The following is a 14,997-nucleotide window of genomic DNA, read 5'->3' as shown; positions in this document are numbered from 1 at the left end:
GCAAGGCTTACTTGTAGCCTGCAGCTTCCATGGCTTCGTTCGTGATAGCCTGAGCTTTCGCCAGCGCTTCTTCGACAGTCTGCTGACCGGCGTAGGCTGCGGAGAACTCTTGGCTCACTTCCGTCGCGATGCCAGCGAACTCAGGGATCGCAGCGAACTGGATGCCGACATATGGGCTTGGCTCGACGGTGCTGTTGGCTGGGTCAGCCGACAGGATCGAGTCCAGCGTCATCTTTGCGAATGGCACCTTTTGGTACTCTGGGTTTTCGTACAGCGAAATACGGGCACCTGGAGGAACGTTTGCCCAACCTTCTTTAGCTGCAACCAGCTCGATGTAGTCTTTGGAGGTGGCCCACTCGATGAACTGCTTGGCTTCAGCTTGTTGCTGGGTGCCGGCAGGGATCGCGAGTGCCCAAGCCCAGAGCCAGTTGGAGCGTTTGCCCAAGCCGGTGTCGGGTGCCAGTGCGAAACCAACGCTGTCAGCAACAGTCGAGTCGTCGCCGGTCACGAAGGACGCTGCAACTGTGGCGTCGATCCACATGCCGCATTTGCCTTGGTTGAACAGAGACAGGTTCTCGTTGAAGCCGTTAGTTGCGTAGCCAGCTGGGCCAGACGCGTCCATCATCGACTTGTAGAAGTTCAGGGTGTTTGCCCAAGCTTCGGTGTCGAACTGTGCGTTCCACTCCATGTCGAACCAGCGTGCGCCGAACGAGTTGGACATTGCAGTGATGAATGCACCACCTTCGCCCCAGCCAGCTTTGCCGCGCAGGCAGATGCCGTTGATTTCGTTGTCGCGATCGGTCATGGCCGCAGCGGCTTCAGCGATGAATTCCCAAGTTGGGGCGTCTGGCATTTCGAGGCCAGCTTTTTCCATCAGGTCCGTGCGGTACATGATCATGGAGCTTTCGCCGTAGAATGGCGCAGCGTAAAGCGTGCCATCGTGGCTCAGGCCGCCTGCCATTGCGGGCAGGATGTCGTCGACGTCGTACTCAGCGGACAGATCGTCGAGAGCAACGAGCCAGCCGTTAGCGCCCCAGATCGGAGTCTCGTACATGCCGATTGTCATGATGTCGAACTGGCCACCTTTGGTGGTGATGTCCGTCGTCACACGCTGGCGCAGAGTGTTTTCTTCGAGTGTCACCCATTCGACGGCGATGCCGGTCTTTTCGGTGAATGTATCGGTGTAGCCTTGCATGCGGACCATATCGCCGTTGTTCACGGTTGCGATTGTGATCGTTTTTGCGTGGCCATCCGCAAATGCGCCGGTCGCAGTGACCAAAGAAAGCGCAGTCGCAGCACAAAGAGTGCTTCTAAAAGACATCCGGTATCCTCCCTAGTTGGATGTGGTGGTCGCAGGGTATGAAAATACGCATCGCCGCGTCAACTGAAATTTTACGCGCGGAAAGTTTTGACCTCTCAGGCAGAGTCCCTCAGGATCAGTTTCCCTTCAACTCTTGTACTTTTCCAAGGGCTTACGTTTCCATCAATAGCTTCAAACAATGTGTCGACAGCGCGCTTGGAAACCGCGTCATAGTCATGTGAAATCGTCGTCAACGGCGGACATGTGAACCGTGATAGCGGATGTCCATCCTGCCCCGCCACGCGAATCGCGCAGCTCTGGTCACGCCCGACGGTAAGACCCTTGCTGTAGCATGCCGCGAGCAGACCCATCGCCAATCGGTCATTGCTGCAAAGTATCGTGTTGGTGTCGAATAAGCCTCTGGACAGCGCATCCATCCCGCCCTGAAAGCCGATCTCCTCGAAATTCCATCCCTCGCCTTCGACCGAAATGACCTGGGGTGTGTGGCCAGATGCTTCCATCGTATCAATATAGCTTTGCCGCCGGCGATGGGCATTGGGGTTTGCGGGGGTTTTCATCTCGAAAAAGCTCGGGGGCTCACCAGTTCGGCACAAATAATTCGTTATGTGCGAGGTGAACTGAAAGTTGTCGGACCCGACAAAGGCAAGTCCGAATTCCTCGACATTGCTGTCAAAAATGAGGGTCGGCACATCAGCGCAGAACTTCCCAATTGCACCGCGGTCGGACGCACGCCCCAGCGGGGCAAATAGGACACCAGCAGGCTTTAAAGACCGCAAGGTGTTAAGAATCGCGACCTCCTGACTAGGGTCGCCATGGGCGCTGAAGAGGGTCGGACTATAACCCGCCTCGATACAGCGTTGTTCGAGCCTGCGGGCGATTTCTGCAAAGTAGGGGTCCGTTAACAGTGGAACGACGATGCCAATGTTCTTGGTCAGCGCCCGGTTCTGGTTCATCGCAAAAAAGTTGGGTCGATAATCGAACTTCTCGACGGCAGCCTCTATCCGCTCGCGCGTGGATCGCCTGACACTATTGGGATCGTTAAAGTACTTCGAAACCGTCGGCCTTGATATTCCCGCGACAGTCGCAAATTGCTCCATGTTCTTGATCTCAGCACTCGACATGAAAGCTCTCCCACTAACGTTTACAAATGCAGCATAGACTTGCCGCGCGTAAACTTTCAATCCTTCCGCGAAATTCTTTGCACGCCGCTGGGGCGCATAGGTCCGTTGGGGTCGATGAAGAGAAACAAACGACGCGAGCCAGCAGATTTTGCGCCGAAGCTGCGGCGGGGTGAGGTCCTGCACGGTCGGGAATGTCGCGTATCGCCCTAAGACATCCGTGCGCCGCTGCAATGCACCTTGACGAGCACGTCCACCTGCGACCCAACATGTGCGGTAATCTAGGCGCTCAACCATCGCTCCAGCTTGTCCGCATCCGGAAGACCACCAGCGTGAACCAGCTTGCCATTAACCGAAACGCCGGGAGTCGACATGACACCTGCCATCGCGATGGACTTGGCGTCCGTCACTTTCTCGATCTGAACGTCGATGCCCAGTTTCGCGGCCGCCGCGTGAACCATCGCTTCGGCGGTCTCACAGCGTTTGCAACCGGGGCCGTAGACTTTAACAGTTTTCATGGGGCGTCCTTTCAGGGCGAATGTTCAATTGAGGTTACAAAATGAAGTTGAACAGATAGCCGGTGGCCAGAATGCCGGTCGCCACGACAGCGATAAAGATCGCTATCAACCGCAGCGTCAGCACCTGCTTGAGAATTATCATTTCCGGCAAAGACAGCGCGATCACCGACATCATGAAGGCCAGCGTCGTGCCGAGCGCCGCGCCCTTGCCGAGCAACGCTTCCACGATGGGAATCACGCCCGCCGCGTTGGTGTACATCGGCACGCCAACTACAACAGCTGATGGGACGGACCACCAAGCCTCACCCCCCATTATTTTCAGCATCATCGCTTCGGGGACATATCCGTGAATCAAAGCGCCAATCCCAATTCCGACCAGCACCCAGATCCAGACCTTACTGACAATTTCGCGGACCTGCTCGACGCCGATCCTCAACCTGTCTACGAAAGTGATCTTTTCCTCGGGCAGGTCGCTAACTACGCCAGCGTTCAATTCGCGCACCCAGTCTTGCAGGTAGCGTTCCAGCCCCATTTTTCCCATCACATATCCGGCGACAGTGGCAATCGAGAAGCCGAAGACAAGGTAGATTGTGGCGATTTTCCAACCGACCATTCCATAGAGCAGACCAAGCCCGACGGGGCCAACCATCGGACCCGCGATCAAGAATGAAAATGTCACGCCAAGAGGTACGCCTGCGGAAACGAAGCCGATGAACAGCGGCACAGAGGAGCATGAGCAGAACGGTGTCAGCACTCCAAGCAGGGCCGCAAGCGGATAGCCGAATATCTCTCGCTTGCCGGCTAGGATCGCACGGGTTTTCTCGGGGCTGAACCAACTGCGCAGCACACCGGTCACAAAAACGATACCGGTCAGCAGCAAAAGCACCTTTGGCACATCATAGGCAAAGAATGCGATTGCCTCACCGCTGTGGCTGTCGCGGGCGACGGGGAATTTGGCGGTGACCCATTCGGCAAAGGGGATCAGATGCCCGTAGGCCAGCCAGCCAAGGCAGGCAAGGCCAACGATGCCTGCATACCATGCCCAATCCGGCGCTCCTTGCTTCGCGTTGATTTCGTGGGTTTCAGTCGTCATGCCATTTCCTGCTCCAAGGCGTTCTCTGCCTTCAAAACTGCGGCTATCACCGCTGTGATATCCGGTGCGACACCGGAGTTTCGGCGAAAACGAACCCATTGCGCATCGCGACGGTCGGCGACGAGGCCAGCTTCACGCAACACCTTCATGTGTCGCGACATCCGGCTCTGGCTCGCATCAAGCCGTTCCATCAACTCGCAAATGCAATGCTCACCTCCATCCCAAAGGATACCAAGGGCGGCTCGGCGGGTCGGGTCACATAAAGCGCTGAGTATTTCTTGCATAGCGCCTTAATATGCGCCTTTCCGCATATGCGCTTTGACCCATATCAACCCAATCACCACCCCCCGCTTTAACAACAACTCGACTAACGGCAGGTCTGCGCGTTTGTGGTCATCAATGCATTTCGCATCACCGCTCGATACAGGCTCGGAGCTGACATCAGGACGTTGCGGCATCCAACGTGATTTGCGACGCTGTCACTGGAATTGAGTGATCAAAGGAGACCTTCGCCTCGTTCTCGGCCCGTTATCGCCCATCAATCTGCAAATAAACCCTTTTCACCTTTTGCAACTTCCGCAATGTTCTGCACAAAATGGCGGGACAAACCGCGCAGGAGTTTTCGTGTCACTTTTCTTTATCGTCGCTTTGCCCTTCTTTGGTGCCTTGCTGCCCGGTCTGATGAATGCCGCGGGGCGCACTGCTACGGCGGGGGTCACATTCACAGTTACTTTGGCCGCCCTTATCGGCCTGCTGACCAACCTGCCCGTCATCCTTGCCGGTGATGTGGTTATGGCGCGGGTCGATTGGATGCCTGTGTTGGGCCTGAATTTCACGCTGATGCTGGATAGCTTGGGCTTTTTCTTTGCGTTGCTGATACTTGGCATCGGCCTTTTGATCATCGCATATGCGCGCCAATACCTTAGCCGCGCCGATCATATGGGCGAGTTCTTTACCTATCTTCTGCTCTTCCAAGGCGCGATGGTGGGGATCGTCCTATCCGATAACATTCTGCTTTTGTTGATTTTCTGGGAGCTTACGTCGCTCTCTTCCTTCTTGCTGATCGGCTACTGGAAACACCTGCCCGAAGGTCGCCAAGGCGCGCGCATGGCCCTGACCGTAACCGGTATGGGCGGCCTTGCGATGATTGGTGGTATGCTGATCTTGGGCCAGATCGTGGGCAGCTATGACCTTAGCGTGATCCTGCAAAACCGCGAGTTGATCCAAGCTGATCCGCTTTACGTGCCAGCGCTGATCCTGATCTTGCTGGGGTGTTTTACAAAATCCGCGCAGTTCCCGTTCCATTTCTGGCTGCCACACGCGATGGCCGCTCCGACGCCCGTTTCGGCCTATCTGCACTCAGCCACGATGGTGAAGGCCGGAATTTTCCTGATGGCGCGGATGTGGCCGGTGTTGTCGGGCACGACGGAGTGGTTTGTGATTGTCACGACCGCCGGGTTGATCACGATGGTTCTGGGCGCGATCATTGCGCTGTTCAAACATGACCTCAAAGCGCTGCTGGCCTTCTCAACCGTCAGCCATCTGGGGCTGATCACGATGCTTCTGGGGACCGGCACTGCCTTCGGCGCCATGGCGGCAGTGTTTCACATCCTTAACCACGCGACTTTCAAAGCAGCTCTGTTCATGTCCGCTGGCATCATCGACCATGAAGCGCACACCCGCGACATCAGGCGTTTGGGCGGTTTACGAACGCTCATGCCGATCACCTTTATAATTGTCTCGCTCGCCGCCCTATCTATGGCGGGTATCCCGCTGCTCAATGGCTTTTTGTCCAAAGAGATGATGCTGGAGGAGGCCAACCACACGGTCCTGTTCAACATCCCATGGTTGGTGCCTGTTCTGGCAACCGTCGGGTCACTGTTCTCTGCCGCCTATTGTTTCCGACTGATCGCCCATGTGTTCTTTGGTCCGGTGCGCGATGATTACCCCGCGAAACCGCACGATCCGGGTGCGGGGCTTTGGTTGCCGCCTGCCCTGTTGATTATCCCGGTCGTGGTGATTGGCGTCGCGCCTTTCGTGGCTGAGCCCTTTGTAAAACTGATCACCGCCTCCGTGCTGGGGAACGCAGCAGACGTTCCAACCGCCTACTTTAAAATCTGGCACGGGCTCGTGCCTGCGCTTTACATGTCGATCATCGCTGTTGTGGGCGGCTTGGTGGTGCTGGCGATCTTCAAACCCGCATTGCGGGTTTGGGAGACGACGCCACGCCCTGAAGCAAAAGTGATCTTCGAGGCCATCGTCGAGATCGCCGCCCGCATGGCCCAAGCCCTGATCTTGCCGCTGCACAATGGTGCGTTTTCGCGCTATGCTGCGGTAGGTATGATGACGATCGTAGTTGCAGGGTATTATGCTTGGACAACAGGCACCATCGGCGCACCGACCCACGCGCTGCAATCCACCAATCCAGTTCAGATTGCGGGCTGGGGTATGCTGGTGGCCGCGACCATCGGCATGGTGTTCTTGCACCGCAACCGGTTCGCGTCACTAATCCTGATTGGCATCGTCGGGTTGATGGTCTCGATCGGGTTTGCCTTCCTCAGCGCGCCTGATCTGGCGATGACCCAGTTCACGGTTGAGGTCGTAACGATCATTCTGATGTTGCTTGCGCTGAATTTCCTTCCCAACCGGACACCGATTGAAAGCTCGGTCCTTCGTCGGGTGCGGGATGCGGGACTTGCGATCGCAGGTGGTCTGGCCAGCTTTGCGATGGCCTATCACTATATGCTGCGCGATCCGGTGAGTGCCTCGATATCTGAGTTTCACCTCGCCAACTCCTACAAGGGCGGTGGCGGCACCAATGTGGTCAATGTCATTCTGGTCGACTTCCGTGGCTTTGACACCTTCGGCGAAATCATCGTTCTGAGCATCGCGGCCTTGCTGATCTACGCGCTAACCGAAACGCTATTGGGTGGGCCGGTCAGTGCAAAACTGCTGAACCGCAAACCAGATCAACCGCGGGCGGGCGACATGCACCCGATGATGATGGTGGTCCTGACACGCGGCATGATGCCTGTGGTGGTGATGGTTGGGTTTTATATCTTCCTAAGAGGTCATAATGAGCCGGGAGGCGGATTTATCGCCGGCCTGATCGTCTCAATAGGTGTGGTTATGCAATATATGGCCAGCGGTTTCTCATGGACCTCGGCGCGGTTGAAATATCCTTATCACGGGGTCATCGGCGCCGGCGTGCTGGTGGCTGGCCTCACTGGGATCGGATCTTGGTTCGTGAGCAAACCGTTCCTGACCTCTGACTTTACCTATGTCCGCATCCCCCCGTTTGAAAAGTTTGAACTGGCCACGGCTGCCTTGTTCGATGTGGGGGTTCTCCTGTCGGTCGTAGGTGCTGTCATGCTGTCCTTGGAAAGCTTCTCAAGACTGGACCGACGCATCGAGTCAACCGAGAGCTTGCACCCGATGGATATCGACCCCTCCCGCGAAGACCTCACGGAGGGAGCGTAACATGGAACTTCTCATCGCATCCGCCATCGGGATCATGACCGCCGCAGGAATCTACCTTGTGCTGCGTTTGCGGACCTTCCCGGTGATCTTGGGCATCTCCTTGCTGACCTATGCCGTGAACGTCTTTTTGTTCACATCCGGCAGGGTTGCCGTAGGAGCCCCGCCAGTGCTGCGCGACGGCGTCACGACCTACACTGACCCGCTGCCGCAGGCCTTGGTGCTGACGGCCATCGTGATTTCATTCGGCATGACGGCTGTGGTGGTGATGATCGGGTTGGGCGCATTTCTTGGGTCTGATGATGACCATGTAGATGATCGCCCTGACCCGTCAGACGACACGTCGGAGGGCACATCATGACCCATTGGTTGGTCGCCCCCGTGGTATTACCCGCAATGCTGGCACCCTTCATTGTGCTGGCAGCGCGCTATCACATCGGGATTCAACGCGTCTTTTCCATCGTCGGTGTGTTGATGCTGATCGCCATCACTGGCGGGCTTGCGTGGACGGCTGCCGACGGCACGATCATGCTTTATCAACTAGGCGATTGGGCGGCCCCTTTCGGGATCGTGCTGGTTGGCGACAGATTGTCGACCATGATGGTTCTCCTGACGGTGATTTTGGCGCTCTTCGTGCTCATCTACGCCATCAGCTCTGGATGGGACGACCGTGGGCGGAATTTCCATGCCTTGTTCCAGTTTCAACTGATGGGGATATTGGGGGCGTTCCTGACGGGCGACCTTTTCAACCTCTTTGTGTTCTTCGAGGTGCTTTTGATCGCCTCTTACGGGCTAATGATCCACGCAGGCGGGACGCAACGACTGCGGGCGGGCGTGCAATATGTTCTGTTCAACCTGATCGGATCGACGCTGTTCCTGTTCGCATTGGGTGCGATCTATGCTGAGACAGGCACTCTGAACATGGCCGATCTGGCAAACCGTGTGGCGTTGATCACCCCCGATGAAACGGTCGGAATTCGCCTCGCAGCCGTGCTTTTGTTGCTGGTCTTTGCGATTAAAGCGGCCCTTGTTCCGTTGCATTTCTGGCTGCCTTCCAGCTACGCCGAGGCCCCTGCCCCGGTCGCGGCTCTGTTCGCGATCATGACCAAGGTCGGCGCTTACGCGATCATTCGGGTCTATACGCTAATCTTTCCGCCTGATCTTGCGGTGACATCGGGGCTGCATGACACATGGCTGTTGCCTGCCGCACTGGTCTCACTCGCGATTGGGATGATCGGCGTGTTGGCCGCCAAGAAGCTCGACAGGCTCGTCGCGTTTTCCATCATTGGGTCTATGGGAATGGTGATGATATCTATCGCCTTGTTCACGCCCGCAGGGATCGCAGCGGCGCTTTACTACATTGTCCACTCCACTCTGGCCGGAGCAACCCTATTCCTAATCGCCGATCTGGTGCGCGCGGGCCGCGCCAATCTGGACCTGACAGCGCAACCGCCCGTCTCAGGGGCCACGCTGACGGCTGGGCTCTTCTTCATCGGGGCAGTAGCGATGGCGGGTTTACCGCCATTGTCAGGCTTCTTGGGCAAGCTTTTGGTGCTGGACGCCGCATATAACGCCGATCTGATGGTCTGGATTTGGGCCACAGTGCTAGGATCCAGCCTGATCAGCATTGTGGGATTTGCACGCGCGGGCAGCATACTGTTCTGGAAAGCAAAAAGCGTTGAGGCCGGCGACGTTGAGCCAGCACCTCCCCCCGCCACCTTATCCTATGTCGCCGTGGGCGGGTTGGTGACGCTGCTGGCCGCGCACACGATCCTTGCAGGGAAAATGCATGACTACATGGGCAGCGTCGCCGGTCAACTCTTCGCGCCGCAGCCCTATATCTCTACCGTGGTGGGCTCGCCGGGCAAGCTGAGCGATAGCACCAAGACAGAGGAGGACCACTAACATGGGACGCGCATTCAACTGGCTGTTGCCGCACCCTCTTTTGACACTGATCCTGACAATCGTCTGGATGCTGCTGCAAAACGAAATCTCCGCCGGGATGATCGTTTTTGGGTTCATGCTTGGGGTCATCATCCCATGGGGCACATCGATCTGGTGGCCTGATACTCCCAAAGGGTTCCGGGCGGGCAAGATGATTAGCTATAGCACGATTGTGATCTGGGACATCATCGTCGCCAACATCCAAGTCGCATGGATCGTAATCAGCGTCCCAACAGCTAAGCTGAAACCGGCATGGATTGTGGTGCCGCTGAAACTGCGCAAGCCCGAAGCGATTACCATGCTGGCCGGAACAATCACACTGACGCCTGGGACAGTTTCGGCGGACCTATCAGACGAGGGGCACAGCCTTCTTGTGCATGTGCTTCACACAGACGATCCTGATGGCGTGCGGGACGAGATCAAGACCCGGTACGAGGCCCGCCTGTTGGAGATTTTCTCATGATACTTGCGACACAATTCTTGAACGTCGCGCTGGCGATCACCTTCGTGACTTTGGCACTGGGACAGGTCTTGTCGATGGTGCGGCTTGTATTGGGGCCAACATCGGGCGACCGCATCCTTGCGCTTGATACGATGGTTATCAACGCGCTAGGGCTCGTGATCGTGCTGGGCATCCACCATGGCGTGCAGGTTTATTTCGAGATTGCATTGCTCATCGCGATGCTTGGTTTCGTATCAACCGTTGCATTGGCGCGGTTCATCTTGCGGGGGAACATTATCGAATGACAGCTCAAATTATTGGAACATATATCGTCTGCCTTTCCCTGATCATCGGGTCAGGGTTTGCACTGGTCGGCGTAATCGGCCTGCTCAAATTCAACGATCCCATGACGCGGTTGCATGCGCCAACCAAAGTTGGGACGGTGGGGGTTGGCATGCTGCTGATCGCCTCGATCATTTATTCCTTCAGTATCGGTGAACCATCGACCCATGAATTGCTGATCATGGCGTTCTTGTTCGTCACAGCGCCAATTTCTGCAAACTTCATCGCCAAGGTGAACATCCACAAACGGGCGTGCGACACACCGCCCGCCCCCCCGCGCGACGATACATGGTCAACGCTAAACACGTCGGCCGAAGACAGAGACGTGGCCGCTCAGAAGTAAAGACCCGCATTGTCGCCCCACACGTTGAGCCCAGAGTGACAGATGCCACAAGCGGAACCAGCCGTAGAAGCAGACGATAACCGTACGATTGAGCAGGTTGTGGTCCCTGCTTTTCTTTACATTGGATAGAATATTCGGGTGCCCTCGCTTGCAGAAAAACCATCGGAATCTCAGGGAAGTTGGCAGCGCTGAACGAACCCGCACATCAGATGTCCGTGCCTTCTGACGTTATGGTGCGCCGTCTAGTTTGATGACTGACGTGCGAAGGGAGCTGCCTCAAGAGCGCATTGGGTCTTGGTTGTCGCACTTGTAGGTCAAGTTGCTCTCAACCTGCCCAGCACGTCGAGGCCTTGCATGTTCAGCCAATGCAGCATGTCGATGAATATCCAGTTCTCAGCCAACTTGTCGCCGTCGCGACGATACATATCCACCACGCGCATATCGGCGGGTTGCCCTGCAGGGAGGCCCATGTAGCCGCCTGCATTGGTCACTGTCAGGTTAGCCCAGCCGAAAAAACCGCCGAAATTTCCCTCGGCGATGCGGCAGATATGGCCATTGAATTTGCGGTCTTTGATCTGGGATCGAAAGGGAGTTTGATCTGGGATCGAAAGGGGGTTTGATGCTGTTCTATATAGCGGTCGATCGTGTAAGTCGCGCCGATGCCTGCTGGACCCCACCAGATCATATCGTCGTGCCAGCACTGAGCGAGTTCTTCTTGCCGCGTCTGGTATTTTTCGTGCGTGTTTATGTCGCCAATCATCCGGTTGATCAGTGCCAGCGTCGCCGCGCCCTCGTCGGGGGCGGCGTCAGCGTTGAGCAATCCGTCATGGGTCATCGGGCCGGGCTGCACAAGATGTGCGCCGGTTTGTGGTGGCAAGGGAAATTGCCCCGCCTGCATCATCAAGTGCAACAGATCAACGAACAGCGCCGTTTCGACGATCTTGCCATGTTCGACGCGGTGGAAAGTCGCGTAGCGCGACCTTGGCGACATGGCGCCGGACTACCCGGTCCTTGCCGGTTCCATTGGGCCTTCGCACGGGTTTGTGCATGTTGTCGAACTGGGAACTCCTGTCAGCATTTTTGGACTAGAAGTGGCGCAAGGAGATCTTATCCACGCTGACCGGCACGGCGCTGTTGTCATTCCGCCCGAAGTCGTGAGCCAGCTCGCGACAGCGATTGCAAAGATGCAAGAAACCGAACAATTGGTCCTCAACCCTGCGCGAGAAGCCGGGTTTGATTTCGGAAAGTTTGAGGCAGCTTGGTCAGCGTTTGAAAAAGTCCGAACTTAGGGCTACACCATTAACCAAAGACCAATTTCAGAAGTTTGCGACGCGAGGTTCGATCGACTGGAAATGGTCGGTTCGGACTGGGAACTGTTCAAGCGCGGTGCGGTCAACGGCAGCTTCGTCCACAAAGTTGGCAGCAACTGCTGCATCCGAACTAACCTTGACTACACCGAGGCAGAGCATGGCGCAAAAATCTACTATCTACAAAGTTGAACTTTCGATCTCGGATATGGATCGCCACTACTATGAGACGCATAAACTAACAGTGGCGAAACACCCTTCAGAGACCGACGAACGGCTCATGGTGCGTGTTCTTGCCTTTGCCTTGAATGCGCATGAGCATTTGCAGATGACGAAGGGGCTTTCAACGGATGATGAGCCTGACATCTGGCAAAAAAGCCTGAGTGGCGAGATGGAGTTGTGGATCGCATTAGGGCTGCCAAGTGAGAAGGTTGTGCGTCAATCCTGTGGCAAGGCGGACAAGGTGAGCGTCTATAGTTACGGCGGCAGAACCGCAGAAATGTGGTGGGAAAAGATCAAAGGTAGCACCTCTCGGTTTGAAAATCTTCAGGTCGTGAATCTGTCACAGAAAGATACCGGCGACCTCGGCGAATTGGCAAATCGCTCAATGAAGCTTCAGGTTAATATTCAGGAAGGTGAAATCATGGTCAGCGTTGATGATGGCATCGTCTATGTCACCCCGGTCACATGGAAAAATGCTACTTAGTTGACTGAAATCCACAGCGCCGTTGGAGGTGAGTTTTATATGCCTAGAACACGTCAGATATTGTCTATTGGCGAATGCTTCGGGCAAGCTGCCCCGCTGCGCGGCGTGGTAGTTCTCCACGAACGCAGCGCAATCGAATAGTGGACGTGTTGAACAGATTTGGACATCTAAAGACGGTGCCTCCCGGGCCATTTCGATTTATTGCGGTGGATGTCGAAACGGCAGGCAAAACAATCGGTGGCATATGTCAGATAGGGCTTTGCTTCGTAAGCGGCACTGGCGATTTACAGACCTACTCGGTCCTGATTGATCCCGAGGAGCCGTTTGAGCCGTTCAACACGGACTTGCATGGAATTTCCGCTGACACTGTGACGGGAGCTGGGACTTTCCCAACTGTCTATGCGGCATTGTTTGACGTTCTGAACACGCACAAGCTCGTGCAACACAGCACCTTTGATGAAATGGCCCTGACAGCCGCTTGCGCGCGCTATGGCTTACCGATGATCACGTCACATTGGACAAACAGCGTCACAGTTGCCCGTCATGCCTGGCCAGCACTGAAAGGGGGAGGAGGCCACGGCCTCGCCAACCTCAAAAAGCACCTTGGCCTTGATTTCCATCACCACGACGCGGGCGAGGACGCACGAGCCTCGGCCACGGTCATATTGAGGGCAGAAGAAGTTTTGGGCATGCCGTTGTCCCACCTCACCATAAATCGCCAGTTGGCGTTTCAGTTTGAAGGTCGCTTGGGGGAATAGCCGCGATTGGCCGGTCTGACGGGTCAGACCGCCACACGTCCGAGAAGGTTTGGAGGCCGGCTATGCGTCGTCCGTGAAGACGGCCCAACGCATCTGATTTCGAATGTGCAGTTTTTCGTGGCCCCCCAAGGTATTCCGAGCCAAGCATCAGTTCACCTTCTATCCGCGACTAGACGGCGGAGTGCCTGCCTTCGGCGATCTCGAAGCGCACGTGATCGTCACCCGCCAATAAATGGTGGGCTTGGAGGAAGCGCATTTCATGACCCACCAGATCAGCATCGAAAAGGATCGCGGAACCCTCCCACACTGGAAGGTTGTTTTACCCATGTACAACTGAATGGAGGCCCAAAATGCAAAACGATACCCACCAGTCATCATACGGACGCTTCTTTGCGATGATCGGTACATCGACCGCAATCATGTTTGGATTGATGTACTTAAACACCTATGCACTTGGACATGTCTTTTTTAGCGAAACACGGTTCTACATGACGTTTGCGATGGGGGCCGTCATGGCCGTCGTGATGCTGACCTTCATGCTGGGAATGTACCGAAACACGACGCTGAACGCAGTGATATATACGGGGTCAGGTCTGGTCTTCGCTTTGGCCCTCTGGCTTGTTCGATCACAAGAAACCGTGCAGGACGTGAGCTGGATGAAGGCCATGATACCGCATCACTCCATCGCAATCCTGACCAGCGAGCGCGCAGAAATGTCTGACCCTCGTGTGCAGGAATTGGCGACTTCCATCATCGAAGCACAGCGCCGCGAAATCGACGGGATGAACGCTCTGATCGCTGATCTAGAACAGCAATAAGTCCGACAACGGAGGATATTATGCCAAATAATTCGAACACGAAAACAGCCACGCTGTATCGCATGGTGATGGACGATCACACGTGTCCATACGGGCTGAAGTCAAAGGACCTGTTGGAACGACAGGGCTACAACGTTGATGATCGACACCTCACAACAAATGAACAGACTGATGCTTTCAAAAAAGAGCACGGCGTGCGGACCACACCTCAGACCTTTGTGGGAGAAGAGCGGGTCGGCGGCTATGATGATCTTGAAGTGTATTTCGGCAAAGCCGATCCCGACGCAGATGGCACGACATACCAGCCCGTGATCGCGCTGTTTTCCATCGGCGCAATGATGGCAATCGCGGTGACGTGGCTGGTCTATGGAACTGTGTTCACGGGCCGCACCGTTGAGTGGTTCATCGCTATCTCAATGGTTCTGTTAGGTCTTCAGAAGCTTCAGGATGTGGAAAAATTCTCTATAATGTTTCTGAACTATGACCTGCTGGCACAACGTTGGGTGCGTTACGGATACGTATATCCATTTGTGGAAACAGGGGCAGGATTGTTGATGATGGCCGGCGTCTTGACTTGGGTATCTGCACCAGCAGCCCTATTCGTGGCAGGCATCGGGGCAGTCAGCGTGTTTAAGGCTGTCTACATCGATAAACGTGAACTCAAGTGCGCCTGCGTCGGCGGTGACAGCAATGTCCCATTGGGGTTTGTGTCCCTGACTGAGAACTTGATGATGATCGGCATGGCAATCTGGATGCTCTCGAAGCTGTGATAACAAAACGATTGACCCTCCACCAACAGGAAGGCTTAGC

Annotated in this window: 17 protein-coding genes and 1 pseudogene; 11 read left to right on the top strand and 7 right to left on the bottom strand. The window is 55.7% G+C overall.

Features of this window, described 5'->3' with window-relative positions:
• Window positions 1-7: 7 nt before the first annotated feature.
• The 5 genes from BM352_RS05780 to BM352_RS05760 form a co-directional block, all read right to left on the bottom strand.
• Window positions 8-1,321, bottom strand: a complete 1,314-nt coding sequence (locus BM352_RS05780) for an ABC transporter substrate-binding protein (RefSeq protein ID WP_090213675.1) — start codon at window positions 1,319-1,321, stop codon at window positions 8-10.
• Window positions 1,322-1,416: 95 nt separating this feature from the next.
• Window positions 1,417-2,442: a LacI family DNA-binding transcriptional regulator gene (locus BM352_RS05775; RefSeq protein ID WP_090213672.1), complete on the bottom strand. Its 1,026-nt coding sequence runs from the start codon at window positions 2,440-2,442 to the stop codon at window positions 1,417-1,419.
• Between the two features lie 278 nt (window positions 2,443-2,720).
• The gene (locus tag BM352_RS05770) at window positions 2,721-2,957 is read right to left on the bottom strand and encodes a thioredoxin family protein (protein WP_090213669.1); all 237 of its coding nucleotides are present in this window, start codon (window positions 2,955-2,957) and stop codon (window positions 2,721-2,723) included.
• Window positions 2,958-2,991: 34 nt separating this feature from the next.
• Window positions 2,992-4,050, bottom strand: a complete 1,059-nt coding sequence (locus BM352_RS05765) for a permease (RefSeq protein ID WP_090213667.1) — start codon at window positions 4,048-4,050, stop codon at window positions 2,992-2,994.
• Window positions 4,047-4,334: an ArsR/SmtB family transcription factor gene (locus BM352_RS05760; protein ID WP_090213665.1), complete on the bottom strand. Its 288-nt coding sequence runs from the start codon at window positions 4,332-4,334 to the stop codon at window positions 4,047-4,049. Before BM352_RS05760 ends, BM352_RS05765 begins: the two co-directional genes overlap by 4 nt.
• Before the next feature lie 340 nt (window positions 4,335-4,674).
• Here BM352_RS05760 and BM352_RS05755 point away from each other — a divergent pair, with 340 nt between their 5' ends.
• Genes BM352_RS05755 through BM352_RS05730 form a run of 6 tightly spaced genes read left to right on the top strand, consistent with a single transcriptional unit; the run spans window position 4,675 to window position 10,598 of the window.
• On the top strand, window positions 4,675-7,530 hold the full coding sequence (locus tag BM352_RS05755) for a monovalent cation/H+ antiporter subunit A (RefSeq protein WP_090213662.1): 2,856 nt from the start codon (window positions 4,675-4,677) through the stop codon (window positions 7,528-7,530).
• Window position 7,531: 1 nt separating this feature from the next.
• A complete protein-coding gene (locus BM352_RS05750; RefSeq protein WP_090213660.1) occupies window positions 7,532-7,888 on the top strand; it encodes a Na+/H+ antiporter subunit C in 357 nt (118 codons plus the stop codon).
• Window positions 7,885-9,432 (top strand): monovalent cation/H+ antiporter subunit D, encoded by a 1,548-nt coding sequence (locus BM352_RS05745; RefSeq protein WP_090213657.1) that lies wholly within the window; start codon window positions 7,885-7,887, stop codon window positions 9,430-9,432. The genes BM352_RS05750 and BM352_RS05745 overlap by 4 nt, the downstream gene beginning before the upstream one ends.
• Window position 9,433: 1 nt before the next feature.
• Complete coding sequence (locus BM352_RS05740) at window positions 9,434-9,934, top strand: Na+/H+ antiporter subunit E (protein WP_090213655.1); 501 nt, start codon at window positions 9,434-9,436, stop codon at window positions 9,932-9,934.
• The gene (locus BM352_RS05735; protein WP_090213652.1) at window positions 9,931-10,218 is read left to right on the top strand and encodes a K+/H+ antiporter subunit F; all 288 of its coding nucleotides are present in this window, start codon (window positions 9,931-9,933) and stop codon (window positions 10,216-10,218) included. Before BM352_RS05740 ends, BM352_RS05735 begins: the two co-directional genes overlap by 4 nt.
• A complete protein-coding gene (locus BM352_RS05730; RefSeq protein WP_090213649.1) occupies window positions 10,215-10,598 on the top strand; it encodes a Na+/H+ antiporter subunit G in 384 nt (127 codons plus the stop codon). Before BM352_RS05735 ends, BM352_RS05730 begins: the two co-directional genes overlap by 4 nt.
• 314 nt (window positions 10,599-10,912) lie before the next feature.
• On the opposite strand, the gene BM352_RS19100 is transcribed toward BM352_RS05730, so the two are convergent.
• Entirely contained in the window at window positions 10,913-11,089 is a 177-nt protein-coding gene (locus tag BM352_RS19100) for a nuclear transport factor 2 family protein (protein ID WP_245780923.1), read from the bottom strand.
• A gap of 2 nt (window positions 11,090-11,091) precedes the next feature.
• A complete protein-coding gene (locus tag BM352_RS05725) occupies window positions 11,092-11,589 on the bottom strand; it encodes a hypothetical protein (protein WP_245780922.1) in 498 nt (165 codons plus the stop codon).
• Here BM352_RS05725 and BM352_RS05720 point away from each other — a divergent pair.
• From BM352_RS05720 to BM352_RS05700, 5 genes and pseudogenes are all read left to right on the top strand, one after another.
• Window positions 11,573-11,887: pseudogene (locus BM352_RS05720) on the top strand (RraA family protein); the annotation flags it as partial. The gene BM352_RS05725 and the pseudogene BM352_RS05720 overlap by 17 nt on opposite strands.
• 178 nt (window positions 11,888-12,065) lie before the next feature.
• On the top strand, window positions 12,066-12,611 hold the full coding sequence (locus BM352_RS05715) for a YaeQ family protein (protein ID WP_090213646.1): 546 nt from the start codon (window positions 12,066-12,068) through the stop codon (window positions 12,609-12,611).
• A gap of 137 nt (window positions 12,612-12,748) precedes the next feature.
• Entirely contained in the window at window positions 12,749-13,369 is a 621-nt protein-coding gene (locus tag BM352_RS05710; RefSeq protein ID WP_090219883.1) for an exonuclease domain-containing protein, read from the top strand.
• A 350-nt stretch (window positions 13,370-13,719) separates the two neighbouring features.
• On the top strand, window positions 13,720-14,187 hold the full coding sequence (locus BM352_RS05705; protein WP_090213644.1) for a DUF305 domain-containing protein: 468 nt from the start codon (window positions 13,720-13,722) through the stop codon (window positions 14,185-14,187).
• Between the two features lie 20 nt (window positions 14,188-14,207).
• Complete coding sequence (locus tag BM352_RS05700) at window positions 14,208-14,957, top strand: glutaredoxin family protein (RefSeq protein ID WP_090213642.1); 750 nt, start codon at window positions 14,208-14,210, stop codon at window positions 14,955-14,957.
• Window positions 14,958-14,997 lie beyond the last annotated feature (40 nt).

The sequence above is a fragment of the Litoreibacter janthinus genome, from assembly GCF_900111945.1.
In the GTDB taxonomy this organism is placed as follows: Bacteria; Pseudomonadota; Alphaproteobacteria; order Rhodobacterales; family Rhodobacteraceae; genus Litoreibacter; species Litoreibacter janthinus.
Note: the sequence above shows the minus strand (reverse complement) of the source record. Positions and strands in the feature narration are given on the sequence as shown.